This window comes from Mesorhizobium sp. M7A.F.Ca.CA.001.08.2.1, assembly GCF_003998455.1.
GTDB classification, from domain to species: domain Bacteria; phylum Pseudomonadota; class Alphaproteobacteria; order Rhizobiales; family Rhizobiaceae; genus Mesorhizobium; species Mesorhizobium ciceri.
On record NZ_RZPW01000018.1, the window covers coordinates 1 to 23,410 of the forward strand.

Genomic DNA, 23,410 nt, shown 5'->3' on the forward strand with positions numbered 1-23,410 from the left:
CTGCCCCTCAGGGCTCCGAACCGGCTTGAAAACCCTGACGGCGGCCGTCCCGCGGTGTCGGTAGCCTTGCGCCGGGGTCTTCCCGTATAGGAATTATTTCCTTGACTGGTGAGGGCAGCTATGCTACATTTTTGCCTATGGTGCTGATTTGCGCCAGTGACCCGCCGCCCATGCGGGTTTTTGCGTTTGATGTTCATCAACCAACGAAGGCCCCGAAGCGTCGTGGGCCGGATCGTTGCCCTGCCACGACCATCGGCGGGATTTTCACCACCCCCTCAGGCTGATAGGCTCGGCCAATCCCGGGAGGAGAGAGCGATGCCGGTCAATCTCGACGAGCTGAAGAATGCCAGCAATCTGCGCGGACGCGGAGCGCGAGCGGGCGGTGTCTTCGTCGCACCCGTCGATGGTAGGGCGCATGTCTCTGGCGAACGCAGCGTGCCGCTGCTCGACAAGACCATCCCCGCGCTGTTTTCCGAGACGGTCAGCAAATATGGCACGCTCGACGCCGCCGTCTTCGTCGACCAGAACAAGCGCTTCACCTGGAGCGAACTTTCGGACACGGTGGATGCGCTGGCCGCCGGCTTCCTGGCACTGGGCCTGGCAAAGGGCGATCGCGTCGGCATCTGGTCGCCCAACCGCTGGGAATGGCTGGTGACGCAGTTCGCCACCGCCCGCATCGGCCTGATCCTGGTCAACATCAACCCGGCCTATCGGTTGACCGAGCTCGACTATGCGCTGAACAAGGTCGGCTGCAAGGCGCTGGTCACCGCTGCCAGGTTCAAGACGTCAGATTATCTCGGCATGATCGAGACGCTGGCACCCGAGATCGCCAAGGCCACGCCGGGCAAGCTCAAGGCACAAAAACTGCCGGCGTTGAAGATCGTCATCCGCATGGGTGACGAGAACTCGCCCGGCATGTTCAATTTCGGTGATGTGCTGGCCATGGCCGGGCGTGACGAGCATGACAGCCTCGACCGCATCTCTGAGAAGCTGAAGCCGGGCGAAGCCATCAACATCCAGTTCACCTCAGGCACCACGGGAGCCCCCAAGGGCGCGACGCTGACCCACGGCAACATCGTCAACAACGGCAACTTCGTCACTTCGGCGATCAAGCTGACCGCCGACGACCGGCTCTGCATACCAGTGCCGCTCTACCACTGCTTCGGCATGTCGATGGGCACGATGGGTTGCGTCTCGAAAGGCGCCACCATGGTTTTCCCGGGAGAAGGGTTCGACGCCGGCGCCACGCTGAAGGCGGTGGCTCAGGAACGCTGCACCGGGCTCTATGGCGTACCGACCATGTTCGTTGCTCTGCTGGATCATCCGGATTTTTCCGCCTTCGATCTCTCCAGCCTGCGCACCGGCATCATGGCCGGTTCGCCATGCCCGATCGAGGTGATGAAAAAGGTGGTGTCGCTGATGCATATGGAACAGGTGACCATCGCCTACGGCATGACCGAGACCAGCCCGGTGTCGTTCCAGAGCGGCGTCGACGACCCCCTGGAAAAGCGCGTCTCGACCGTCGGGCGCATCCACCCCCATGTCGAGGTCAAGGCGGTCGATGCCGACGGCGCTACAGTTGCGGTCGGCGTACCGGGCGAGCTTTGCACGCGCGGCTATTCGGTGATGAAGGGTTACTGGGACGACGACGACAAGACCCGCGAGGCGATCGACGCCGACGGCTGGATGCACACCGGCGACCTCGCCACCATCGACGCCGAGGGCTATTGCAACATCGTCGGCCGGGTCAAGGACATGGTCATCCGCGGCGGCGAGAACGTCTATCCCAGGGAGGTCGAGGAATTCCTCTACCGCCATCCAAAGGTCAAGGAGGTGCAGGTGTTCGGCATTCCCGACGCCAAATATGGCGAGGAGCTGTGCGCCTGGATCGTGCTCAAGCCCGGCCAGATCGCCACCGAGCAGGAGGTCAGAAACTTCTGCGCCGGCCAGATCGCCCATTACAAGATCCCCCGCCACATCCGCTTCCGCACCGAATTGCCGATGACGGTGACCGGCAAGCCGCAGAAGTTCTTGATGCGCGAGGCGATGGTGGAGGAGCTGGGCTTGGTGACGCAGAAGACGGCGTGAACGGGTGAACGCTTCGATCTGTCGGTGCGCGAATGCAGCCACGGTTCGCAGCAGCGTGCAGGGGCTTGCATGAGCGGTTTCGGACGTTCGATGACTTCATATGCGATGCCGCTGGCCGCCTTGGTCATGGCTGTCGCCGTCAGGGCAGGCGGGCTGTCGGCGGACGAAGGTTCGCTGGGCGTCAGGATACTCGTCGGAGCGCTTTCGAGTGCGATCATGTTCACCACCATTTTCGTGGTGCTCGACCACGCCGAGGCGGTGGCTCGGCGTGTAGGAGAGCCCTACGGCACATTGGTGCTGACTTTTGCCGTGACGGCAATCGAGGTGTCGATCATCGTTTCCATGATGCTGCATGGAGAGAACAACCCTACGCTTGCACGTGAGTCCGTCTTTTCAACGGTGATGATTGCATCTACCGGCGTCGTCGGCACGTGTCTCGCGCTTGGCGGCTGGCGCCATCGCAAGCAGGCAATTGTTCGACAAGGGACCAGCGCATATTTGGCGGTTCTGATCGCGCTGACCATCATGACGCTTATTCTGCCAACCTACACACAAGCTACGGGGCCGGGCACATTTTCGGCAGCTCAACTTGGCTTTGTGAGCGTGCTTTCGGTGCTGCTTTATGCAAGCTTCGTGTTCGCGCAGACCGTCCGCCACCGGGAAGACTTTGTCGAAGGGCAGGCCCACGGCGTTTCGCTGCGGACTGCCCCTCACGAAAGCGTCTTTGCCGGCGCATTGCTGCTTTTGATCGGCCTGATCGGCATTGTCATGCTCGCCGAGCAGGTCGCGGCAAGCGTCGAAGATACGCTCGTTGCCTACCAAGTGACCCAGGCTGACAGCATTGTGGGGGCAATGATCGCCGGGCTGGTGTTGATGCCGGAGGCCATTTCGGCGGTTCGCGCTTCACTCAACAATGAGCTGCAACGCGGTTTGAATGTCGCGATGGGTTCCGCTTGCGCCACAATCGGTTTGACAATACCGGCGGTCGCAGCCGCCAGCCTGCTGACGGGCAGAGGGTTAACCCTGGGGCTTCCAGCGACTGACACAGTGCTTTTGATTTTAGCGCTCTTCATATGCAATGTGAGCTTTAGTACTGAAAGAACAACATTCTTGACGGGCGCTGTCCATATCGTGGTATTTCTTACATATATATTTCTTATATTTGTGCCATGAAAATTTGGCTCGGGCTGGCAATTGGATGCGGCACGAGACAGCCGCCAACGGACTGCTTGGGTTCATCAGCCTGGAAGCCGACAGCGAGCTGCAGACGACCGCCCTTTGCCTGAGATGACGTTTCCGCTTCCGCGCCGAATTGCCGGTGACGGTGACCGGCAAGCCGCAGAAGTTTTTGATGCGCGAGGCGTCGGGATCATTCCCCGTCCAGACGCCGCCATTGTGAAGAGTGGGTCGTTCAGCAAGTGACGCAGACGCGTCAGGCGGGCCGACAAGGCCGATTGGGTAATGTTCAGTCTCGACGCCGCATGGGTGACGTTCCGGTGCTTCAACAGCGCGTCGAGTGTCAGCAGCAAGCCAATGTCGAAATCCGATAGCCGTTTTGTCAATGGGACCTCGAACCAGCAGGGGGGACCTCGAAACAGCAGGCGCTATTCAATCGGTGGCAATCTCTAGCACGGTTCCGGAGATTGAAGGACATGCGGCTCCAGTCAATCCTGCAATGGCTTCGAAGTTTCTTTCCCGCCCGGTCGGGTTATTGAGGTGACGGCAATCGGGACGGCTGGTCCGGGTAGCCTTGACGACAACAAGACCCGCGAGGGGATGATGCCGACGGCTGGATGCACATCGTGGAACGTCCGGTTTCGGTACGGGGAGACCAAGAAGCGAACCGGTGTCGAGTGCTCAGCCGGCATATGCTTCGCATTAACGAGGTTCAGCCTCGGACGCCGCAGCCGTCCGTGCCGGCTTCAGTTGCCAGAATGATCTGACGAGAACATCGTCGGCATAGATCGCGTCATCGAATTGGGCCTGCCCAAGCGCTTGGACCATTGTCGGTCGATCCCCGAGCAGCGAGACGCCAAATGCAGCCTTGCCATTCGGGAGCGGCACGCCTAGAGCGTCCAAAATAGTCGGGAATATATCGACCACGCTCGAAAGTCCGGCATATGTGCTGGGGCGAATGCCATCGCCCGACAGGGAGAAAAAGTTGCGTCTTTCAAACCTGTTCAACTGATCCGTCACCGTGCTCGGCGCGCTGAGGTGATCGCTTTGCAGCACCAGAACGGTATTCGCCATCAGCCCTTCTGCCTCGGCTTTGTGAATGAAGTCCGCGATGAGCATGTTCGTGCATTTGACGGCATGGAGAATATTGGGGGCTTGCGGAGAAAGTCCGGTCTTGCCGATGCATTTGTCCGTCAGATAGCCGTCCATCGCGTGCCCACCACTGACGGCGATCGTCAGCGCGAGCGGTTTGCCGTCTCGCTGCGCGCGCCGCAAAATGTCGAAACTCATATCCAGAACCTGGGCGTCGCTGGCGCCAAAAGTGCTGCCAGACCCGGCGACGGCAGCGACCACTTCCGATCCCCCAAAAAGCGATGAGTAGCCATGGGTGGCATAGAATGCCCCCTGACCGGTGAAGCCGAGTGGCCAACCGGAAACGAAGCTCTGCCGATAGCCCCGCGACTTCAGGACGTCGCCCAAGCAGGTCAAGCCTGGCAGGAACTGCGAATTCTCCTCCAGATACTCGCGGGTTGTGAAATACGACATCAGCAGCGGCGTTCCACAATTCGCGGCGACCATGCCCGCGATGGAATTGTTGGTGTAGGCCAGCTGCACCATGTTGGTCGCTGAGAGGCTACGCCTGTCGAACTCGAGCAGCGGACCCATGACATCGCCAAACGTCGCCTCGTTCATGTAGGTGCGTTCGGCGCTCTCGATGAAGATATGTATGAGGTTCTTCGGCACGGCGGTTACGGACGCCCCCGCGGCCGGTTTCGTCAACGAGGTAATATCGACGAAGTGCTTGGACAGGAAATCATGCAGCGGGTTGAGATGGACCGCCGCCGCGATCGGGCGCGTCAGCATCGGGTTTGCCGCCAGGAAGAACGCCATCAGGGCGACGTCTAATCCCCTTGTCAGTGTGCCGCGCGCCTTTAGCGCGCCGAGACCGAGAAGCACGACCAAGATGACCAGTATCGTGTTTCCGGTGTTCATCAAACATTCAAGAACGACGCCGGGGGTAAGAACCCCGGCACCGACATGCATGAACATCGCGGCCCAATCGAAATAGCCGAAAACGCTTTCGAGATAGACATAGAAAAGAAACAGGAAGCAGGGGATGAGCGATAGATAGATGCTGAACCACCTGCGTCTTGGCCAATTTGTCTTGGCGCTTTGCTGACAATCCAGCAACAGAAGCGCCCACAGAGCGCAAAGGCCAAGGATGACAAGCAGCCTTTTCTCCGAGAGATTGATTAGCGATACGAGCCAGGTGAGCGAGCCCACCGTCGCGGCGCTAACCAATGATGCGATTGGCCTGGAAGAAACCGCAGGAATTCCGCGCATGCCTTGCACTCGAACGGTGATGTCCGAAGTGAATATCGAGAACCATTTAAAACTATACTAAGGAGATGCAGAAAATTTTTCCTCATTGAACGATCTGTTAAGTTAGAAAAAGCTAATGTCGTAGGGCGAAAGCAACCTGCCTTTTAGGGTGCCGGACAGCCATAGAAGGCTGGTCCGCCGTGATGTTCTAAGGTAGGATTAAAGCCTTCTTGGCGGGAGTAATGCTTGAGTGATACGAAATCCGGCTTTAGACGGCGTCAGGGCACTCGCCGCGATGCTGGTTGTCGTGCATCACTCCCAGAGCCCATGGATGCCTGGCGGCTTCATCGGCGTTGACATCTTCTTTGTCTTGAGCGGATTTTTGATCACGTCGCTCTTGATGCGAGAGGCCGACAGTACGGGCACCATCGCGATCGGAGCGTTTCTGCTGCGCCGCTCAGTTAGGCTGATGCCGCCCCTTGTTATGTTGCTTGCCGCAGCCCTGATAATTGGGCCGCTATTCTGGCCGGACGTCCCTATTGGGCTGATCGTCGCTATCTCGATTCTGTATCTCGCGGACTATGTAAGTGCGCTCCATGGCGTCATTCCCCTGCTTGGTCACACATGGTCGCTTGCGGTCGAGGAGCATTTCTACCTGATCTGGCCGATGGCGGTGCTGGGGCTGGCAAAGCTCGCCCAAAGGTCAAGGATCAAGGCGCTTGCGATAGCGTTCGTCGTGGCAACGCTTTGGCGGCTGGGCAATGCTTATCACTACACCGAGTTCGAGATGACTGCTTTCCGTTTCGACACTCGGCTCTCTGGTCTGCTGTTGGGCGCATTAGTGTCCGTTTCGGGCATCAGCCTCAAGGGTCGGCACGCCAATATCGTAGGGCTGTCGTCTTTGGGTGCGCTTGTGGTTCTTGCGTTCGTGGCAACACAAGAGCCTGTATCGACCGCCTATCTGCAACCGCTTATCGACATGGCGTCGGCCGGCCTCGTCGTGTCGCTGCTCAACAATGAAACGATGATAGCCCGTGCTTTTGCATGGAGGCCGATCGTCTATATCGGCATCATCTCGTATTCGGTCTATCTATGGCACTATCCGATTTCCAGAGCGGCGTTGATGTACACCAACGACTGGCGCATGGTCCTTGTCGTGACGCTTGTACTTTCGCTTGCGATCGCCGCACTGTCTTGGACCTTCGTCGAAAAGCCGTTTCAGTCATGGCGGCGAAATCGCTTCGCTATGGTCTAATCCGGCTTATCCGTCGCCCTACGCAAATGCGGCTTCAACACCTGAAAATCCGGAGCTTCACTTCCGCGATCACGGAAAAGCACATACACGACTGCAACCGAGCATCCGAGCAAGCTCAGCGCCCGTCTGCGGTCCCAATCAATCTGTGGCACAATGGCCGGTTTCAGGAAATGGCAAAGCTGGTCGCAACGTCAGCGATGCTGCACAAAGTTGCCATCTAAGGCCGAGCCTGTTTAAGTCGTCATTGGGGAATAGAAAACTTGGCGGTTCTATTATGCCAATCGCGAAGGCGCGGGCCATGCCCGCGCCTTCGCATATTCAGCCTTCCAAAGAGCTCAGTCCTTCTCGAAGATGCGCGCCTTGGCGACGACGCCGGCAATGGCGCCGCCGATCAATGGTGCCACGATGAACAGCCAGAGCTGGCCGATCGCCGCAGTTCCCGAAAACAGTGCCGGACCGATCGAGCGGGCCGGGTTGAGCGACGTGCCGGTCACCGGGATGATGGCGAAGTGCAGCCCTGCCAGCGTCAGGCCGATGACCAGTCCGGCGAACGCCGTCGAGTGCTTTTCGGCCGTGACGCCAAGGATCACGGTGACGAAGGTGAAGGTGCCGATCACTTCCCACAGGAAGGCCGAACTGACACCCCATTTCGTCACATCCCAGCCATTGGCGCCGAAACCGGTGGTGTGTCCGCCAACCTGGCCGGAGACGATGATCCACAACGCCAGTGAAGCAAGGACGCCGCCGATGACCTGCGCGATCCAGTAGGGGATGACGTCCTTGGCCGGCAGCCGGCCGGCAAGGAAGACGCCGAGCGTCACCGCCGGATTGAGATGCGCGCCCGAAATGGGGCCGATCGCATAGGCCGCGGCGATGAGGCCGATGCCGAACGCCAGACCGATGCCTTCTTGGCCAAGCGGCAGCGCGCCGCCGAAGCCGCCCGTCACCACAGAAGCCGTACCGATGAACACCAATAGAAATGTGCCTAGAACTTCCGCCAGATAAGTCTTCATTGCCCTCTCCTCGTGTCGATCCGCCGGTTCACCTTTTCGCGCCGCGAATCACAATCGGAAGAGTATTCGCAACCAGAAAAGTTGGAAAGCAGAGCGGTTGTGCCGGCCGACCTGCTTGTGCGCGCCGGTTGCGCGCTCTAGAGCAGGGCCGGAATAATTTTCTGCGTGACGGAACAAGACAATGCGACTGGGCGGAAGGCTGGCTGCGGCCATCGAAGTGCTGGAAGACATCGGCCGGCGCCACCGGCCGGTGGCGGACGCGCTGAAGGATTGGGGCCTGTCGCATCGCTTCGCCGGCGGCGGCGACCGTGCGGCCATCGGCAACATCGTCTATGACGCCTTGCGCCACAAGCGTTCCGCGGGCTGGCTGCTGGGGCAGGACACGCCGCGCGCCATTGGCTTCGGCGCCCTGCTGCTCGAATGGGGGCAGACGGCACAATCGCTCAACGACGCGCTGGATGGTGACAAGTTCGCACCGCCGCTGCTGACCGCCGCCGAGCTTCAGGCCATCGCCGACCGTCGGCTCGCCGATGCGCCGGACGCGGTGCGGGCGGATGTTCCCGATTGGTGCGCGCCGCTTTTCGAGCGAGCCTTCGGCCCAAGTTGGGCCGACGAGGGCGCCGCACTGGCGACACGCCCGCCGCTCGACCTCAGGGTCAACACCTTGCAGGCCAACCGCGACAAGGTGCTGGCCGAACTGACGGGAACCGGCGCGAAACCCGCGGCAATCGCCCCGCACGGCATCCGCATTCCGCCGATCGACGGCGATGGCCGGCACCCGAATGTGCAGGCCGAACCGGCCTTCCAGAAGGGCTGGTTCGAGGTCCAGGACGAAGGCTCGCAGATCGCGGCCGCCCTTGCCGGGGCCGAAGCCGGCATGCAGGTGCTGGATTTCTGCGCCGGCGCCGGCGGCAAGACGCTGGCACTGTCGGCTTCGATGGAAAATCGTGGCCAGATCTTTGCCCACGATGCGGAGAAAGCACGGCTGGCGCCGATCTTCGACCGCATCCGTCGTTCGGAAAACCGCAATGTGCAGGTGGTCACCAAGCCCACGGAACTCGCGCCGCTCGGCAACCACATGGACATCGTGCTGGTCGACGCGCCCTGCACCGGCAGCGGCACGTGGCGGCGCCGCCCCGACGCCAAATGGCGGCTGACGCAGAGGCAGCTCGATACCCGCAAGGGCGAACAGTCGGCGATCCTCGATGCGGCCAAAGCCTATGTCAAACCGGGCGGCCTGCTGGTCTACATCACCTGCTCGGTGTTTGATGAGGAGAATGGCGAGCAGATCGCGGCCTTTCGGGACCGTAACAGCGGCTTTGTTCCCGTCGACCACCGCCAGCTCTGGGACAGCCGTTTTCCCGGCCATCCGGCAGCCGCGCGCATCGGCGCCAAAGGCGACATCTCGCTGTCGCCGGCGCTGAGCGGCACCGACGGGTTTTACTTCTGTGCGTTGCGCAGGTCGGCCTGAATCCGATCGGATGTCGCCAATTCCTGACGGATGCGTGGCGCCAGCCGGCAGGCCAGGCCGATTGTGCAGTGCAGCAAAAGCATTTGCCTGCCGTCCATGCCTCTGCAATAAGCTTATCCGCATAAAGGAAGGCAGCGGCCATGGCAGCAAAGATCGTACCCGCCCCGGACTATGAGGATCGCGTCAGGACCTCCTTCGCGCGCCAGAAGGCGATGGCCACGATCGGCGCCGAACTGACGCTGGTGACGCCCGGCATCATCGAGATCGAGATGCCCTATTCGGCGGCACTCACCCAGCAGCACGGCTTCCTCCATGCCGGCGTCATTTCGACGGCGCTGGACTCGGCCTGCGGCTATGCCGCCTTTTCGCTGATGCCGGAAAATTCCGGCGTGCTGACCATCGAGTTCAAGGTCAACCTGCTGGCGCCGGGCAGGGGCGAGCGCTTCCTGTTCCGCGGCTCGGTGACCAAGCCAGGCCGCACCATCATCGTTGCCGACGGCCAGGCCTACGCCTTTGCCGCCGACGGCGAGGCCAAGCTGATCGCCACCATGACCGGAACGATGATGACGGTGGTCGGGCGTGATGGGATAGAAGGGTGAGTGGCCGGTTCGCCGCAGGCGAATTCATCGTGCCGGTGGCACGATGAAAGGCCACGGACGCCGGGAGCTGCCGCAGGCAGCGGGTCCCGGCGAGCGGCGGCGCAGATAAGCAGGTGATCGGGCGGAGAGGAGCAAATCATCATGACCGATAAAATTCGCCGCCTGTCGGGCAAGGACGTTCTCTTCGTCATGGCGGCACAGGCCGAATATGGTCCGCATCTCAAGCAGCTGTTCACGCCATTGATGACAGGTGTCGGTCCGGTCGAGGCCGGCGTCAGGCTAGGCGCTGAACTCTCCTGGCTGAAGTCGCAAAAAACCCTGCCCGACCTCGTCGTGTCGCTCGGCTCAGCCGGCAGCCGGACGCTGGAGCAGACGGGAATCTACCAGGCGGTTTCGGTCAGCTACCGTGACATCGACGCTTCGCCGCTCGGCTTCGAGAAGGGTGCCACACCCTTCCTCGAGCTGCCGGTGACCGTTCCATTGCCCTTCAAGATACCTGATATCAAGCAGGCGACGCTATCGACCGGCGGCGCGATCATCACCGGTGCGGCCTATGATGCTGTTAACGCCGACATGGTCGACATGGAGACCTTCGCCTGCCTGCGCGCCTGCCAGTTGTTCGACATTCCGCTGATCGGGCTGCGCGGCATTTCCGACGGGGCGGCGGATCTCAGGCATGTCGGCGACTGGACCGAATATCTTGAAGTCATCGATGAGAAGCTGGCGGAGGCCGTCATGCGGCTCGAACAGGCCATCGGTTTGGGCACGCTTCTGAAAGATTCGCCGCATGAAGACGCCAGACCGCTCTGAAACTCGCAACCCATTGCGTCGACTCATTTCTTTCTCTAAACGCTCGCCATGAAAACAGCCAATCATCCCGATACCGTCCTGATTGTCGATTTCGGCAGCCAGTTCACCCAGCTCATCGCCCGCCGCATCCGCGAGGCCGGCGTGTTTTCCGAGATCGTGCCGTTCCAGTCGGCCGAAGCGGCATTCAAGCGCATCAATCCAAAAGCCGTGATCCTGTCCGGCGGCCCGGCTTCGACCGGCGATATAGGCAGTCCGCGCGCGCCGCAGATCGTCTTCGACGCCGGCGTGCCGGTGCTCGGCATCTGTTACGGCCAGATGGCCATGTGCGTGCAGATGGGCGGCGTCGCCGAAAGCTCCGACCATCGCGAATTCGGCCGCGCCTTCGTCGAGATCCAGAAGGACAGCCCGCTGTTTGAGGGCCTGTGGGCGCCCGGCCAGCGCCACCAGGTGTGGATGAGCCATGGCGACCGCGTCATCTCCTTGCCCAACGGCTTCGAGGTGTTCGGCAAGTCGGAGGGCTCGCCCTTCGCCATCTTCGGCAACATCGAGCGCAAGATGTACGGCATCATGTTCCACCCCGAGGTGGTGCATACGCCCGACGGTGCCCGGCTGCTCAGGAACTTCGTCCACAACATCGCCGGCATCGAGGGCGACTGGACCATGCGCGCCTACCGCGAGCACGCGGTCGAGGCGATCCGCAAGCAGGTCGGCAAGGGCAAGGTCATCTGCGCGCTGTCGGGCGGCGTCGATTCCTCCGTTGCCGCGCTGTTGATCCACGAAGCGGTCGGCGACCAGCTGACCTGCATCCTTGTCGACCACGGCCTGATGCGCAAGGACGAGGCCGCGGGCGTGGTGGCGATGTTCCGTGAGCACTACAATCTGCCGCTCATTCTGGTCAACGCGTCGGACCGTTTCATCGACGCCCTCGAGGGCGAGTCGGATCCGGAGAAAAAACGCAAGACCATAGGCCGGCTGTTCATCGAGGTGTTCGAGGAAGAGGCCAAGAAACTCGGCGGCGCCGAATTCCTGGCGCAAGGCACGCTCTACCCCGACGTGATCGAAAGTGTCTCCTTCACCGGCGGCCCCTCGGTGACGATCAAGTCGCACCACAATGTCGGCGGCCTGCCGGCGCGCATGAACATGCAACTGGTCGAGCCGCTGCGCGAACTGTTCAAGGACGAGGTCAGGGCGCTGGGCAAGGAGCTTGGCCTGCCCGAAAGCTTCATCGGCCGGCACCCGTTCCCAGGTCCGGGTCTTGCCATCCGCTGCCCCGGCGGCATCACCCGCGAAAAGCTGGAGATCCTGCGCGAAGCCGACGCCATCTATCTCGACGAGATCCGCAAGGCCGGCCTCTACGATGCCATCTGGCAGGCATTCGCCGTGCTGCTGCCGGTGCAGACGGTCGGCGTGATGGGCGACGGCCGCACCTACGAGTTCGTCTGCGCGCTGCGCGCCGTCACCTCGGTCGACGGCATGACGGCGGATTTCTACCACTACGACATGGCCTTCCTGGGGGCTGCTGCCACCCGCATCATCAACGAAGTCCGCGGCATCAACCGCGTCGTCTACGACGTGACGTCGAAGCCGCCTGGAACAATCGAGTGGGAGTAGGGGGATTAGGCGGCGATGGTGTGTTGTCGCCTCCGCTGGAGTTAGCGCTGATTGCCTGACAGCACTCAAACGTGATCGGGCACGAATGTAAAGCATCGTCGGAGCCGTTTAGAGCCTTGGCATATGACGTGCAATACGCGGGTTTGAGCGAGCGACGATGGCTCGGCTGAAAGTTGGCTCGAACGTACTTTGCGGACCGCAAGGGGCGATAACTTCTGGCAACCGATTCGGCATCGGGCAGCGCGTTGGCTGTTTCCAGGAACATCCTTGACTGGATTGCGTTTCCTATTCCGGACCTTTCCAAAACAGGGAGAACGGTGTCATGGACTGGAACCGCGTGGAAGGAAACTGGAAACAGGTGAAAGGCAAGGTCAAGGAGCAGTGGGGCAAACTCACCGATGACGACCTTGACCGCATCGCCGGCAAGCGCGATCAACTCGAAGGCAAGATCCAGGAGCGTTACGGCATCGAAAAGGACCGCGTGCGGCGCGATGTCGATGATTGGTACGGGCGGCAGGGTTGGTAGGCATGTGAGCCCCGGCTGTGGCCATTCCAGGACGCGGCCCAACAGTCCGGCAGGACCATGCGGGCGCTGAGCCTTGTCGTCGGTTGAGTTTTGCAGCAAGGATTTCGTACTGTGGCTGAAAATATCTCTCGCAAGCAGGAGCAACGGGGGACAAGAAGAATTGTCACGTGGGCGATCGCAGTTATCGCCGTGATTTTTCTTGCTCTACTGGCTATATTCGTGTTCGGCCCGTTGCTATGACTTTCATGGCGATGATTGAGCTGTCTCCGATCCGGGGATGATCGGGCATTGGTCGGGGACGCGGGCAGCGGCCACCAGTGAGCAACTATGCTTCAGGCGAGGGCATGCGGCCAGCGCTGCTTCCGCGGCCGGACGACGCCAAGGCGGCGCACCTATATCGACCGCCGTCGCGCGGCTAGCCGGTCTGCAGTGCCGGCACAAAACCTGTTTCACAAGAATCTTGCTGAACACGATTTCGCCGGGAACATATCAGGAAAGGATTGGTTTGGTGGCGGTACACCCAACCAGGAGATCCACCATGATCGTCAAACTTCTGTCCGCCGCTGTGCTCGCGCTCACATTGGCCACATCGGCAGTGGCACAGTCGAACAGTTCCGGCTCCAACAGCGGTTCGGGCTCGAACGACGGCACCGGCGCTACGTCTGGAAATACCGGCGGCAACAGCGGCACCGGCTCTGGAACGTCCGTGAATCCTTCCGATCCGAGCACTACAAATTCGACAAATTCCACAACGAAATCAGGTGGTATGACTGACCGCTGCAAAGATTCGGCAGGCAACGACATCGACAACAACACCGCGACCGGCACGACAACATCGAATGTGCAGAACTGTAATAAATGAGCCGGCTCCTCAATCCGTTGCCGGACCAGTGCTTCGGCAGCGCATTGAGCGCTGAGAGCGGTAAGCGCAGATGAACCGGCAGGCCGCCAAGCAAGCGCCGCCCCGATTCTGGTGGTTGGCAGGAGCATCGGCGGCTGTCGTCATCGGTTTTGCCGTCTTTGCCAGCGGTTTGGTTCGCAGCAACAGTCTGCGAGAAACCACGCTTGTGCAGGCGATCGGCGGCGACCCTCAACGAGCCATCCCGGCCATGATCCGCAACGGCTGTGGCGGATGTCACGAAATCCCGGGGGTGCCCGGCGCCCGTGGTACCGTCGGTCCCTCCCTGCAGGGCGTCGTCGAAAGAGGATATATCGGGGCATCGCGAGCCAGCCCGGATGCGATGATGCGCTGGATCAGCAGAGCGCGGGACGTAGACCCGAACACGGCCATGCCCAATACAAATCTGTCGCCTCAAGAGGCGCGCGACATCACCGCCTATCTCTATGCGCGGACATGAGGCGCACTGAACTGGTCCGACGGCGCAGGCGCCTTGCCAGCAGAAGCAGCAGCCCAAGCATCAACACGGCGGCGCACGCCACAAGTGATTGAGCCGCCAGAACCATGATTGTCTGGCCTGTTGTCGAGCCGGCCCGCATCTGGCGTATATCGGCCGCGGTAACGCTGACGTCGGGATTTCCGAACCGAGCGGTGACGTAATTTGCAAGGGCTGCCACCTGGCCATCGTCCAGCCAGCCACCGAAGGCCGCCATCGATTTACGCCCCGCCACGTCGCCAGCTTTGACGCCTTCAAGGATGGTCATGGCGACATCCTCGGGCGTGGCCGCGCCGGGGGTGCTGTTGCGGGTCAAGGACGGATAGGATCCGTCTGACGATCCGCCTCCGTTCGCCCCATGGCACGTCGAACAGAGCGATCGATAGAGATCATCGCCGGCTGCGGTCCCGCTGCCTTGCGTCATCCCTTCGGTTCCAGCATCGCCGTCGACCGTGGCCGCGTTACCCCATGAGAAACGCGGCTGCTTTTCGTCTCCCGATTGGGCGGGCACGTCCCTGAGATAAGCGACGATGGCCTGGATATCGTCATCGGAAAGATGTTGCAGGCTGTTCATGACCGTTTCCGCCATCGGCCCGCCGGCATAAGCCTTCCCGGGCACGGCGCCGGTTTTGAGAAATCGAGACAGCTCTTCGTTGCTCCAGCCGCCGACGCCTGCGATCTTGTCGCTGGTAATGTTGAAGGCCTGCCAGATGCCGGCGGTGCCGCCGGCAAGCTTGTGGTCTTCATCCATGCCGAACGTCGCATTCCTTGGCGTGTGGCAGGCACCGCAGTGGCCGAGCACCTCGACCAGGTAGGCTCCCCTGTTCCATGCGGCGGTCCGGTTCCGATCGGGCGTGAAACTGCCGGTATGCAGGTTCGCGAGCTTCCACAGTGCAACTGTCCAGCGCTGGTTGAATGGAAAAGGCAGGATGTTTCGCGGCTGCGGCTGGGAGATCGGCGGCTGCGCCAGGAGGTAGGTCCGGATCGCAAGCACGTCCTCGCGGCTCATCGCGGCGAAGCTGTCATAGGGCATGGCGGGATAGAGATCGGCTCCATCGCGCCTGATACCTTTCCGCACGGCCCGCACGAACTCGTCCGCGGAGTAGCGTCCAATGCCCGTGTCAGGATCAGGTGTGATGTTGGTCGAGTATACGTCGCCGAAGGGTGTCGGCACGCGATAGCCTCCAGCGAACGGGCGGCTCGGATTGGACGTGTGGCAGCCGATGCAGTCGGCCGCTCGGGTAAGGTATTCACCCTTCTGGATTTCGCTCGCCCGCAGCTCAGTGCAAAGCGCCAACGATGCCAAGACGAGCGCGACCGCCCGGGAGGTGACGGCCGGGAATGGAATGCCCGCGGCAGGCCAAGGCGGGCACCGGCGGACGGCCAATCTCCGGGTCTTTGACTTCGTCACAGTTCGCACCCGCTGAAGATCAGCCCTGCCATCAGTTGCGCCAGCAAGATGAGCGTGAACAGCGCCCCGATGCCCACGGAAGTCCTGGCAAGGAATGCGCGCGTGCGCGCCTTCAGGGGCGGAACCGTACCATGTCCGCGGTCATGAACGGCGTGCCACGACAGCAGCGCGCCTGCCAAGGCGACAGCGGCGCCTGTCAACGAGAACAAGGCAGTGGGACGAAAGCCGGCGTGGCATTGCCAGGATGCAATCGAATAATCGAGCTGCAGCGTTATTGCCCACGCAACTGGTCCGCTGACCAGGCCTGCCCAGGAAACGCCGGTACGGATCGCCTGCATCTCACATCCTCGGAGCCCAATAGATAACAAGATAGAGCACGACCCATGAGACGACGACGAAGTCCCAGTAGAAGGCGTTGTCCGAGACGTCGCTGAAGCGGCGGCCTGCCTTGCCTTTTTGCGTGAACATGAGAACCGCCAGGACGATCGTGTCGCCGACATCGGTAAGGAGATGCGTCGTATGCAGCCCGAGCAGGAACCAGACGATCGATCCGTAAGCGTTCTGATCCCAGGAAATCCGCAGAGCCGGAAATTCCCAGATGCGAACGATCAGCGGAAGAATGCCGACGATCGACATGACGACCATGCCAAGGCGAACTTTCGCCAGGTCCTGGCGACGTGCCCAAACCTCGATCATGTGGTTGGGCACGACGCTCGCAACCAGAATAACCAGTACTGCCGTCCCCGGCAGCAGATCTGGCGCAGGGGCCCCAATGGGCCAATGCCGGGCCAGCACGGCCAGATAGAAGTAAGTGCCTATCGCCAAGGCAAAACCGGTTGCCTCGAGGGCAATGAAGGCAAGGGTTCCCCACCACATCGGGCTCGCTGACCCGAAATCGTATGTGGGCAGGTGACTGACGTCGGCGACGGGGCGGTGCCTCATTCCTCGTCCTCCGGTTCGCCTTTCGGCCAGAACCAGCAGATGAAGCCGATCGAAACCGGGATCGCTCCCCAGACCACCGCCCACGGCGTGTATATCGAACCGAGAAATGCGCCGCCGACTGCGATGGCCGACAGCAACGGCCAGATCGAGTTGTCAGCCGATGGTACCCTTACTTGCGGCATCGCATCGGCGACCGTACCGGCGAGCACCTCGCGGGCGTCGACACGCAGACCTTCGACCACTGGGAGCACATCGGGCTCGGCCCAAAGCGGTTCGCGGTGAGTTACCACGGGCAGCCGCGAAAAATCGTAGGAGGGCGGCGGCGACGTCGTCGCCCATTCGAGCGTGCTCGCGCCCCAGGGATTGTCTCCTGCAATGCGGCCGTTGCGGAGGCTGAGAAAGAGATTCAGGAAGAAAAGCGCGAAGCCCGCGAACACCACCAGCGAAGAGAGGCTGATGAAGAGGTTCATCTCTCCCCAGCCGCTCGCCGGCGGATATGTATAAACGCGGCGCGGCATGCCTTGCAGACCGAGAATATGCATGGGGAAGAAGGTGAGGTTGAACCCGAGGAAGACGAGCCAGAAATTCCAGCGGCCGAGCCTCTCGGACAGCATGCGTCCGGTGATCTTGGGAAACCAGTAATAAACGGCGCCGAGCAGGGGGAAGACGGCGCCCCCGACCAGCACATAATGGAAATGGGCAACCACGAAATAGGTGTCGTGCACCTGCAGGTCGAGCGGCACCGAGGCGACCATGACGCCGGTCAGGCCGCCGATCACAAAGGTGAAGATGAAGCCGAGAACGAAAAGCATGGGCGTGGCGAAGATCGGCCGGCCGCCCCAGATCGTCGCAATCCAGCAGAAGATCTGAACGCCGCTCGGAATGGCGATCATCATCGAGGAAGCGGTGAAGAAGCTCTCGCCGAGTTGCGGCAGGCCGGTAGCGAACATGTGGTGCACCCACAGGCCGAAGGAAAGAAAACCGATCGCGATCAACGACAGCACGATCCCGAGATAGCCGAACACCGGGCGGCGAACGAAGGTCGGCAGGATCGCGGAAACGAAGCCGGTCGCCGGAATGAAGATGATATAGACCTCGGGATGGCCGAAGAACCAGAACAGATGCTGCCACAGCAGTGCATCGCCGCCTGCTGCGGGGTCGAAAAATTTTGTGCCGACCAGGCGGTCGAGGATCAGCATTGTGCTCGAGACCATCACGGCCGGCATGGCGAACAGGATGACGAAAGCCGTAACGAGGACGGACCAGACATAGAGCGGGATGCGGTCGAGCGACATGCCGGGGGCACGTTGTTTGAAAACTGTCGCGATGATCTCGACCGCTACCGCGAGGGCGGACACTTCGGTGTAGGTCACCATCTGCGCCCAGAAATCGGGGCGCTTGCCGATGCCATATTCGGGTCCGGCGAGCGGCACATAGGAAAACCAGCCGGCATCCGCACCGGTTTCGAAGGCGAAGGCGATCCAGATCATCAGCCCGCCGGAAAGATAGACCCAGTAGCTGAATGCATTGAGCCGCGGAAAGGCGACATTGCGAGTGCCGATCATCAGCGGCACCAGGTAAATGGCGAAAGCTTCCATCACCGGCACGGCAAACAGAAACATCATCGTCGTGCCGTGCATGGTGAACAGCTGGTTGTAGAGATCGGGACCGATATGGCCGGCCTCAGGCTGGGCAAGCTGGAAGCGCATGGCGAGCGCTGACAGACCCGCAAGGATGAGAAACAGGAAAGCCGTCACGATATAGCGCCGTCCGATCAGCTTGTGATCGACCGTGACCAGCCAGCCGTAGAAGCCTTTCGGCGTTCGCCAGGCATGCGCCAGAAAGGCGCGCAGTCTCACCTCTTCGAGACCGGTGTCACGGGTGCCTTTCAGTGCCTCCTGAGTGTGCTCGGTAGGCTTTCCCGCAAGGCCACTCATTCGAGGCTTCCGAGATAGGTGACGACCGCGTTGAGATCGTCGGCGCTAAGGGCAATGCGCGGCATCTTGGCGCCGGGCTTTATCAACTGTGGATCGGCGATCCAAGCGGCGAGCGCGCCAGGGGTCATGGCGAGCGTATCCGCGGCCAGTGCGCGTCGGCTGGCGAGATGAGTTAGGTCAGGTCCCACCGTTCCGCTGGCAGGCGTGCCTCTTATCGTGTGGCAGAGCGCACAGCCGGTGGACAGAAATGCCTGTTGGCCGCGGCGCTCTTCGTCGCCGCCAGGCGCGGATGCGACGGCGTTTTGCCTGGATTGCCATGCTTCGAACGCTTCGCGGCTTTCCGCGATGACGGTGATGGCCATATGGGCGTGCTGATAGCCGCAGAATTCGGCACACTGGCCACGATAGATGCCGGGCTTATCGGCGATGAGTGTGAGCTCACTCGGCCGGCCCGGAATGAGATCGCGCTTGCCGGCAAGGTTCGGCACCCAGAAGCTATGAATGACATCGAGCGAATCGAGTTCGACCTTGACCGGTTCGCCAACCGGGACATGGATTTCATTTGCCGTGACGATCGATTGGGACGGATCATCTCCGGGATACCGAACCTCCCACCACCATTGGTGCCCGGTGATGCGCACGGCAAGCGTTTCCGTTCCGCTCAGCGAAGCAATGGATTTGCCGGCGAAAAAACTCGCTATCGTCATCATGATGAGCACCAGAACGGTCAACGCAATGGCGCTGCCGACAGCGCGGGTAAATCGGCGCTCCTGACGAGAATCGATCTCGAGCGGCGAGCGCGTTGTCTCGGACAGGCGACGACGCAAAAGCGCTGCCGCCAGGATCAACATGACAAGCAGCCACGTGGCCACTGCGATTGCGCTGAAAGACCAGATCAGATCAAGGATTCTCCGGGCATTCGCACCGTGTGCATGGAGGGCCGATTGCCTGTCGCCGCATCCTGCCAAGGCCAATATCGGCGCTGCGCTGATCGCCCTCAAACGCCGTTGCGCGGCCGTTCCCTGAACGGTGCCAGGCAAGATTTGCCTAGGACATGTGGGGGCAAGCGACATTCGCGGTCGTGTCAGCCTGCGAGAGCTGGCCAACGGACTCATGCACCTCGCCATGAAGGATCCACCATCGTTGCCAAGGCCATAACGCGGCTGACTGAAAAAGGATGCTTGGCAACACCGCCCGGCTGAAAACCGACGCGAAGCGGTGCGGGTTAGACGATGCGCAACTGCTGGAAAGCCTGTTGCCGCCGACCGCTCGTTTGAATCCAGAGAGCGACCAGGAGCAGTGCGGCCCCGCCATAGATCAGGCCGGCGGGAATCCACATGACCAAGCCTGCAAGTTGCTGGTCCTCGAGCGGGTTGAGCCCCCATAAATCCGAGCCGATCGCATTATCCGGATACCACAGCCTGGGCGAGACGACGAGCAACACCCCGAGCAGCCCGGTGTGGAGGGAGGTGAAGAAAAGATGCATCACGGCATTGCCGCAAGCCTGCTCGCGGCCAAGGCCAGGCAGCAGCACCCACCAGAACAAAAGCCCGCTACCGAGGAAACTCGCGTGCTGGGCATAATGCAGGAAGCCCTGCTGGAGGGCAGCCTCGAACAGCGCCGGGACATGCCAGATCCATATCGCGGCTCCGTGCAGGACGGTCGCGACCACAGGACGGCTGATGAACGCCCAGACCGCCCGAAGCGCATTTGCATGTCCGGCCGCTCCGAATATCTGGCGCAGCTGTACCGGCAGGGCCCACATCATCGCCGCCGTCGGGCGGGAGGCAACCAGCAGAGGCGCTGCGACCGCCATCAGCAATTCGTGCTCGATCATGTGCGCCGCAAACACATGTTCGCCCAATGCATGGATCGGGCTTACAAGGGCGAACGCCAGGACGGACCAGCCGGCAGCAAACAGCAAGGCCTGCCGCGATCGCAAGCGACGTCCACGTCCGCTCCGTCGCCACAGCCGGCCAGCGCCGGCAACATACAGCAAAAGGATTGCCGCCAGTGGCAATGTGATGGGTAGCGCCAGAGTCCAACCAGCCTGCGGAGCGCCGTTGCCATAGCAAATCGAGGTCGAAAAGAGCGCGTCGAAGCTCATGATCCGCATCCGTCATCCGGAAGAGCGCGGGTTCATCTGGAAAGATTCAGAATGAAGCCACTGAGGCGCGCTGTTCCACCTCCCTGCGCCGCCTCTAGGCATCCATCATCGATTTCGCCGGCTCACGGGCGATATTTTCTTCTATGCGTTCGTGTCCCGGCGTCCGCGGCAGGGCCTGGCGGAAGTTCTTGGCGTAGTCTGCCGGCATTTTGGGCGGCATCAGCGGCTCATAGGCATCTACCAGCGCTTCGATCACGACAGGGCCTTGCGTGGCGAAAGCCTGGTCGAGAACCGTCTCGATCTGATCGGGCCGCTCGATGCGAAAACCCTTTGCGCCCATTGCTTCTGCCGCCTTGGCAAAATCGATCGGCTGCAGTTCGCAACCGAATTGCGGGTTGCCCAGAAACATCATCTGCTCCCAGGCGATCTGATTGAGCATGTTGTTCTTGATCACCAGAACCTTCAGCGGGATCTTGTAGCGCACCGCCGTCGAGAATTCGCCGAGCTGCATGGCAAAGCCGCCATCGCCGACGATAGCGGCGACCGGTCGACCGGGAAAAGCTATGCCGGCAGCGATGGCGTAGGCCAGACCGCACGCCATCGACGCCAGCGATCCGGACACCCCGAATGCCTGGCCGCTGCGAAGATCGACATGGCGGGCGGCCAGCTCCGTATTCTGACCGGAATCCGTGGCCAGCACTGTGTCGTCGGCCAATCTTTGTCCGAAAGCCCGGGCAATCGCTTGTGGCTTCAATGGTTGCGCCTGCATGTCTTCCGACTGCCGCATCATCTCGCGCCATTTTCTCATGGTCTCCTGGGAACGGCGCAGGAATTCATCCGAGGGCTTTTGCGTCAGGCGCCGGTTGAGCGCGCGCAATGTCTCTGCCGCGTCGCCGACAAGGCCGGCCTCGACTGGAAAGCGCAAGCCGATCCGTTGCGCATCGCAGTCGATCTGGACGCCACGGGCCTGTCCGGGCTTCGGGTAGTATTCGATGTAGGGAAAGGTCGAACCGATAATCAGCACCGCGTCACAACTCTCCATCGCTTCTTGCGAAGCCAGGGTTCCAAGAATACCGATCCCGCCGGTGGTGTAGGGATGATCGTCCGGCAGCACCGCCTTGCCCAGCAAGGCCTTCGCGACAGGCGCCTGCAGCAGGCGCGCCGTATATTCGAGTTCGGCTGCCGCGCCGATGGCGCCGCGTCCGGCCAGGATCGCAACCCGCGAAGCGTCATTGAGAATGGCGGCGGCTTTGTCGAGCTCAACGTCCAGCGGTACGCTGTGACCGGCGAACATATCCTGCGGCGTGTGCGCCGGGCGATTGCGCTTGGAGCGCTTCGACGGATCACGCTCCTGCTCCTGGATGTCGCTGGCAATCGAAAGATGGGCGACGCCCTTGCGCGCCAGCGCCGTTCGACAGGCAAGGCTGGCGACGTTTTCCATATGCGCGGCGTCGGCAACATGGGCGTTATAAACGGAGACATCGTTGAACACGCGCGTCAGATCGACATCCTGTTGCGTGAACGTCTCGATCAGATCGTGGAACTGCATGCCCGTAATCGCCAGCACTGGAGCCTGGTCGAGCTTGGCGTCATAGAGGCCGGTCAGAAGATGTGTTCCGCCGGGGCCGGACGTCGCAAGGCACACGCCCAGCTTTCCTGTCCACTTGGCATACGCACATGCCATGAAGGCAGCCGACTCTTCATGCCGGACCTGAACGAAGGCAATTTTGTCGCGCCGCGTCCGCAACGCTTCCATGACCCCGTTTATGCCGTCTCCCGGCAAGCCGAACACCACCTCCACGTCCCAGGCGACGAGTGTGTCGATCAGAATTTCTGCTGCATTCGGCATGTCAGGGTAGCTCCGGGTGGATGGTGTCCGAACCGGTGAATCCCGAGTTGGTTCCTTCGTCGCAATAAATCGTGACAGGTTTCTGGGGCGATCTTCCTGGGGCGGTCTATTCGATCTGCTCGAACGTGCATTGCCGTGGCGCCTTGTCGGGGCGCCAGCGCAGCAGTTTGGTGCCATGGCGAAACCGATTGCCGGTGACGTGGTCGAAGCGGACCTCCACCACCAGTTCAGGTTCCAAAGGCTCCCATTGTCCGCTGCGCTCCGTGCTCCAGCGGCTCGGGCCGCCGGGCGCCTTGCCGGTGAATCCGGGCTCTGACCGCAGCCCTTCCAGCCGGCGCGTGAGCGCTCCTCTGTCGGTCCTGGCGATGGTCGACGTGAAGCCGACGTGATCGAGCTTGCCGTCGTCATTGTAGAGGCCGAGGAGCAGTGAGCCGACCTCACGGCTATCCGCGAGATAGCGGAAACCGCCGACAACGCAATCGGCGGTGCGCCTCGGCTTTACCTTCACCATCGCACGTTCGCCGCACAGATAATGCTCGTCGAGCACTTTGGCCACGATGCCGTCGGTCGATGCATGGCCGGCCCCGTTCAGCCATCGAGCCGCCGTCGCTGCATCATAAGTGCACTTCGACAGGCGAAGATCCGGACTGTTCGAGGAGGTCACGAAGTCCTCGATCGCTCGCCGCCTTTCGACAAGTGGTTTGCCCGTGATGACCTCGCCGCCCGGCCTGGCAAGCATGTCGAAGAGGATCAGACTGGCAGGCGTCTGCGAACTCAGTTTGCGGATTCTGCTTTGTGCCGGGTGAAGACGCATCTGCAGCGCCTCGAAGGAAAGCTCACCGTCCACCTCGATGACAATCTCGCCGTCGATGACGAAATGCCCGCGCTTGAGGTCACGC

General features: G+C 61.4%; 21 protein-coding genes. 10 read left to right on the plus strand and 11 right to left on the minus strand.

The window, feature by feature from the left end; genetic code table 11:
- The first annotated feature begins 315 nt into the window (after positions 1 to 315).
- Both EN914_RS02370 and EN914_RS02375 read left to right on the plus strand, forming a co-directional pair.
- Complete coding sequence (locus tag EN914_RS02370) at positions 316 to 2,088, plus strand: AMP-binding protein (RefSeq protein ID WP_024502336.1); 1,773 nt, start codon at positions 316 to 318, stop codon at positions 2,086 to 2,088.
- A gap of 69 nt (positions 2,089 to 2,157) precedes the next feature.
- Positions 2,158 to 3,261 (plus strand): calcium:proton antiporter, encoded by a 1,104-nt coding sequence (locus tag EN914_RS02375; protein ID WP_024502337.1) that lies wholly within the window; start codon positions 2,158 to 2,160, stop codon positions 3,259 to 3,261.
- 65 nt (positions 3,262 to 3,326) lie between these two features.
- Here the strand turns inward: EN914_RS02375 and EN914_RS02380 are convergent, their stop codons facing one another.
- Positions 3,327 to 3,650, minus strand: a complete 324-nt coding sequence (locus EN914_RS02380) for a LysR family transcriptional regulator (protein ID WP_081714226.1) — start codon at positions 3,648 to 3,650, stop codon at positions 3,327 to 3,329.
- Positions 3,651 to 3,966: 316 nt separating this feature from the next.
- Positions 3,967 to 5,607, minus strand: a complete 1,641-nt coding sequence (locus EN914_RS02385; protein WP_032898864.1) for a sulfatase-like hydrolase/transferase — start codon at positions 5,605 to 5,607, stop codon at positions 3,967 to 3,969.
- Positions 5,608 to 5,836: 229 nt separating this feature from the next.
- On the opposite strand from EN914_RS02385, the gene EN914_RS02390 reads away from it, so the two are divergent.
- Positions 5,837 to 6,841: an acyltransferase gene (locus tag EN914_RS02390; protein WP_024502339.1), complete on the plus strand. Its 1,005-nt coding sequence runs from the start codon at positions 5,837 to 5,839 to the stop codon at positions 6,839 to 6,841.
- 335 nt (positions 6,842 to 7,176) lie between these two features.
- Here EN914_RS02390 and EN914_RS02395 read toward each other — a convergent pair whose 3' ends face one another.
- Positions 7,177 to 7,854, minus strand: a complete 678-nt coding sequence (locus EN914_RS02395) for an MIP family channel protein (RefSeq protein WP_013530368.1) — start codon at positions 7,852 to 7,854, stop codon at positions 7,177 to 7,179.
- Positions 7,855 to 8,035: 181 nt separating this feature from the next.
- Here EN914_RS02395 and EN914_RS02400 point away from each other — a divergent pair, with 181 nt between their 5' ends.
- The 7 genes from EN914_RS02400 (at position 8,036) to EN914_RS02435 (ending at position 14,229) form a co-directional block, all read left to right on the plus strand.
- Entirely contained in the window at positions 8,036 to 9,325 is a 1,290-nt protein-coding gene (locus EN914_RS02400; RefSeq protein WP_024502340.1) for an RsmB/NOP family class I SAM-dependent RNA methyltransferase, read from the plus strand.
- Positions 9,326 to 9,465: 140 nt separating this feature from the next.
- The gene (locus EN914_RS02410; RefSeq protein ID WP_013530371.1) at positions 9,466 to 9,924 is read left to right on the plus strand and encodes a PaaI family thioesterase; all 459 of its coding nucleotides are present in this window, start codon (positions 9,466 to 9,468) and stop codon (positions 9,922 to 9,924) included.
- Positions 9,925 to 10,065: 141 nt separating this feature from the next.
- On the plus strand, positions 10,066 to 10,734 hold the full coding sequence (locus EN914_RS02415; RefSeq protein WP_024502341.1) for a 5'-methylthioadenosine/S-adenosylhomocysteine nucleosidase: 669 nt from the start codon (positions 10,066 to 10,068) through the stop codon (positions 10,732 to 10,734).
- 48 nt (positions 10,735 to 10,782) lie between these two features.
- Positions 10,783 to 12,345 carry a glutamine-hydrolyzing GMP synthase gene (gene guaA, locus EN914_RS02420; RefSeq protein WP_024502342.1) on the plus strand — a complete coding sequence of 521 codons (1,563 nt, stop codon included), beginning with the start codon at positions 10,783 to 10,785 and terminating at the stop codon, positions 12,343 to 12,345.
- A gap of 322 nt (positions 12,346 to 12,667) precedes the next feature.
- Positions 12,668 to 12,871 carry a CsbD family protein gene (locus tag EN914_RS02425; protein ID WP_013533227.1) on the plus strand — a complete coding sequence of 68 codons (204 nt, stop codon included), beginning with the start codon at positions 12,668 to 12,670 and terminating at the stop codon, positions 12,869 to 12,871.
- Positions 12,872 to 13,409: 538 nt separating this feature from the next.
- A complete protein-coding gene (locus EN914_RS02430; RefSeq protein ID WP_013533226.1) occupies positions 13,410 to 13,733 on the plus strand; it encodes a hypothetical protein in 324 nt (107 codons plus the stop codon).
- 70 nt (positions 13,734 to 13,803) lie between these two features.
- Positions 13,804 to 14,229 (plus strand): cytochrome c family protein, encoded by a 426-nt coding sequence (locus EN914_RS02435; RefSeq protein ID WP_024502343.1) that lies wholly within the window; start codon positions 13,804 to 13,806, stop codon positions 14,227 to 14,229.
- Here the strand turns inward: EN914_RS02435 and EN914_RS02440 are convergent.
- From EN914_RS02440 to EN914_RS02475, 8 genes are all read right to left on the minus strand, one after another.
- Positions 14,201 to 15,439 carry a cytochrome c gene (locus tag EN914_RS02440; protein WP_164753038.1) on the minus strand — a complete coding sequence of 413 codons (1,239 nt, stop codon included), beginning with the start codon at positions 15,437 to 15,439 and terminating at the stop codon, positions 14,201 to 14,203. The genes EN914_RS02435 and EN914_RS02440 overlap by 29 nt on opposite strands.
- Positions 15,440 to 15,672: 233 nt before the next feature.
- Complete coding sequence (locus EN914_RS02445; protein WP_024502345.1) at positions 15,673 to 16,014, minus strand: hypothetical protein; 342 nt, start codon at positions 16,012 to 16,014, stop codon at positions 15,673 to 15,675.
- A gap of 1 nt (position 16,015) precedes the next feature.
- A complete protein-coding gene (locus EN914_RS02450; RefSeq protein WP_013533222.1) occupies positions 16,016 to 16,618 on the minus strand; it encodes a cytochrome c oxidase subunit 3 in 603 nt (200 codons plus the stop codon).
- Positions 16,615 to 18,555 (minus strand): cytochrome c oxidase subunit I, encoded by a 1,941-nt coding sequence (gene ctaD, locus EN914_RS02455; protein ID WP_024502346.1) that lies wholly within the window; start codon positions 18,553 to 18,555, stop codon positions 16,615 to 16,617. Before ctaD ends, EN914_RS02450 begins: the two co-directional genes overlap by 4 nt.
- Positions 18,552 to 19,628, minus strand: a complete 1,077-nt coding sequence (gene coxB, locus EN914_RS02460) for a cytochrome c oxidase subunit II (protein ID WP_050580430.1) — start codon at positions 19,626 to 19,628, stop codon at positions 18,552 to 18,554. Before coxB ends, ctaD begins: the two co-directional genes overlap by 4 nt.
- Positions 19,629 to 19,780: 152 nt before the next feature.
- The gene (locus EN914_RS02465) at positions 19,781 to 20,662 is read right to left on the minus strand and encodes a cytochrome c oxidase assembly protein (RefSeq protein ID WP_024502348.1); all 882 of its coding nucleotides are present in this window, start codon (positions 20,660 to 20,662) and stop codon (positions 19,781 to 19,783) included.
- A gap of 94 nt (positions 20,663 to 20,756) precedes the next feature.
- Positions 20,757 to 22,511, minus strand: coding sequence for a thiamine pyrophosphate-dependent enzyme (locus EN914_RS02470; protein WP_024502349.1), 1,755 nt, complete (start codon positions 22,509 to 22,511; stop codon positions 20,757 to 20,759).
- A gap of 106 nt (positions 22,512 to 22,617) precedes the next feature.
- Positions 22,618 to 23,410: ATP-dependent DNA ligase (locus tag EN914_RS02475; protein ID WP_127388991.1), on the minus strand; the 793-nt coding region annotated here is incomplete at its 5' end.

Excerpts from the sequence above, each read along its gene's own strand:
- EN914_RS02370 (WP_024502336.1), top strand. The coding sequence starts at position 316 with ATGCCGGTCAATCTCGACGAGCTGAAGAATGCCAGCAATCTGCGCGGA.
- EN914_RS02375 (WP_024502337.1), top strand. The coding sequence starts at position 2,158 with ATGAGCGGTTTCGGACGTTCGATGACTTCATATGCGATGCCGCTGGCC.
- EN914_RS02385 (WP_032898864.1), bottom strand. The coding sequence starts at position 5,607 with ATGCGCGGAATTCCTGCGGTTTCTTCCAGGCCAATCGCATCATTGGTT.
- EN914_RS02395 (WP_013530368.1), bottom strand. The coding sequence starts at position 7,854 with ATGAAGACTTATCTGGCGGAAGTTCTAGGCACATTTCTATTGGTGTTC.
- EN914_RS02400 (WP_024502340.1), top strand. The coding sequence starts at position 8,036 with ATGCGACTGGGCGGAAGGCTGGCTGCGGCCATCGAAGTGCTGGAAGAC.
- EN914_RS02410 (WP_013530371.1), top strand. The coding sequence starts at position 9,466 with ATGGCAGCAAAGATCGTACCCGCCCCGGACTATGAGGATCGCGTCAGG.
- EN914_RS02415 (WP_024502341.1), top strand. The coding sequence starts at position 10,066 with ATGACCGATAAAATTCGCCGCCTGTCGGGCAAGGACGTTCTCTTCGTC.
- guaA (WP_024502342.1), top strand. The coding sequence starts at position 10,783 with ATGAAAACAGCCAATCATCCCGATACCGTCCTGATTGTCGATTTCGGC.
- EN914_RS02425 (WP_013533227.1), top strand. The coding sequence starts at position 12,668 with ATGGACTGGAACCGCGTGGAAGGAAACTGGAAACAGGTGAAAGGCAAG.
- EN914_RS02430 (WP_013533226.1), top strand. The coding sequence starts at position 13,410 with ATGATCGTCAAACTTCTGTCCGCCGCTGTGCTCGCGCTCACATTGGCC.
- EN914_RS02435 (WP_024502343.1), top strand. The coding sequence starts at position 13,804 with ATGAACCGGCAGGCCGCCAAGCAAGCGCCGCCCCGATTCTGGTGGTTG.
- EN914_RS02445 (WP_024502345.1), bottom strand. The coding sequence starts at position 16,014 with ATGCAGGCGATCCGTACCGGCGTTTCCTGGGCAGGCCTGGTCAGCGGA.
- EN914_RS02450 (WP_013533222.1), bottom strand. The coding sequence starts at position 16,618 with ATGAGGCACCGCCCCGTCGCCGACGTCAGTCACCTGCCCACATACGAT.
- ctaD (WP_024502346.1), bottom strand. The coding sequence starts at position 18,555 with ATGAGTGGCCTTGCGGGAAAGCCTACCGAGCACACTCAGGAGGCACTG.
- coxB (WP_050580430.1), bottom strand. The coding sequence starts at position 19,628 with ATGTCGCTTGCCCCCACATGTCCTAGGCAAATCTTGCCTGGCACCGTT.
- EN914_RS02465 (WP_024502348.1), bottom strand. The coding sequence starts at position 20,662 with ATGAGCTTCGACGCGCTCTTTTCGACCTCGATTTGCTATGGCAACGGC.
- EN914_RS02470 (WP_024502349.1), bottom strand. The coding sequence starts at position 22,511 with ATGCCGAATGCAGCAGAAATTCTGATCGACACACTCGTCGCCTGGGAC.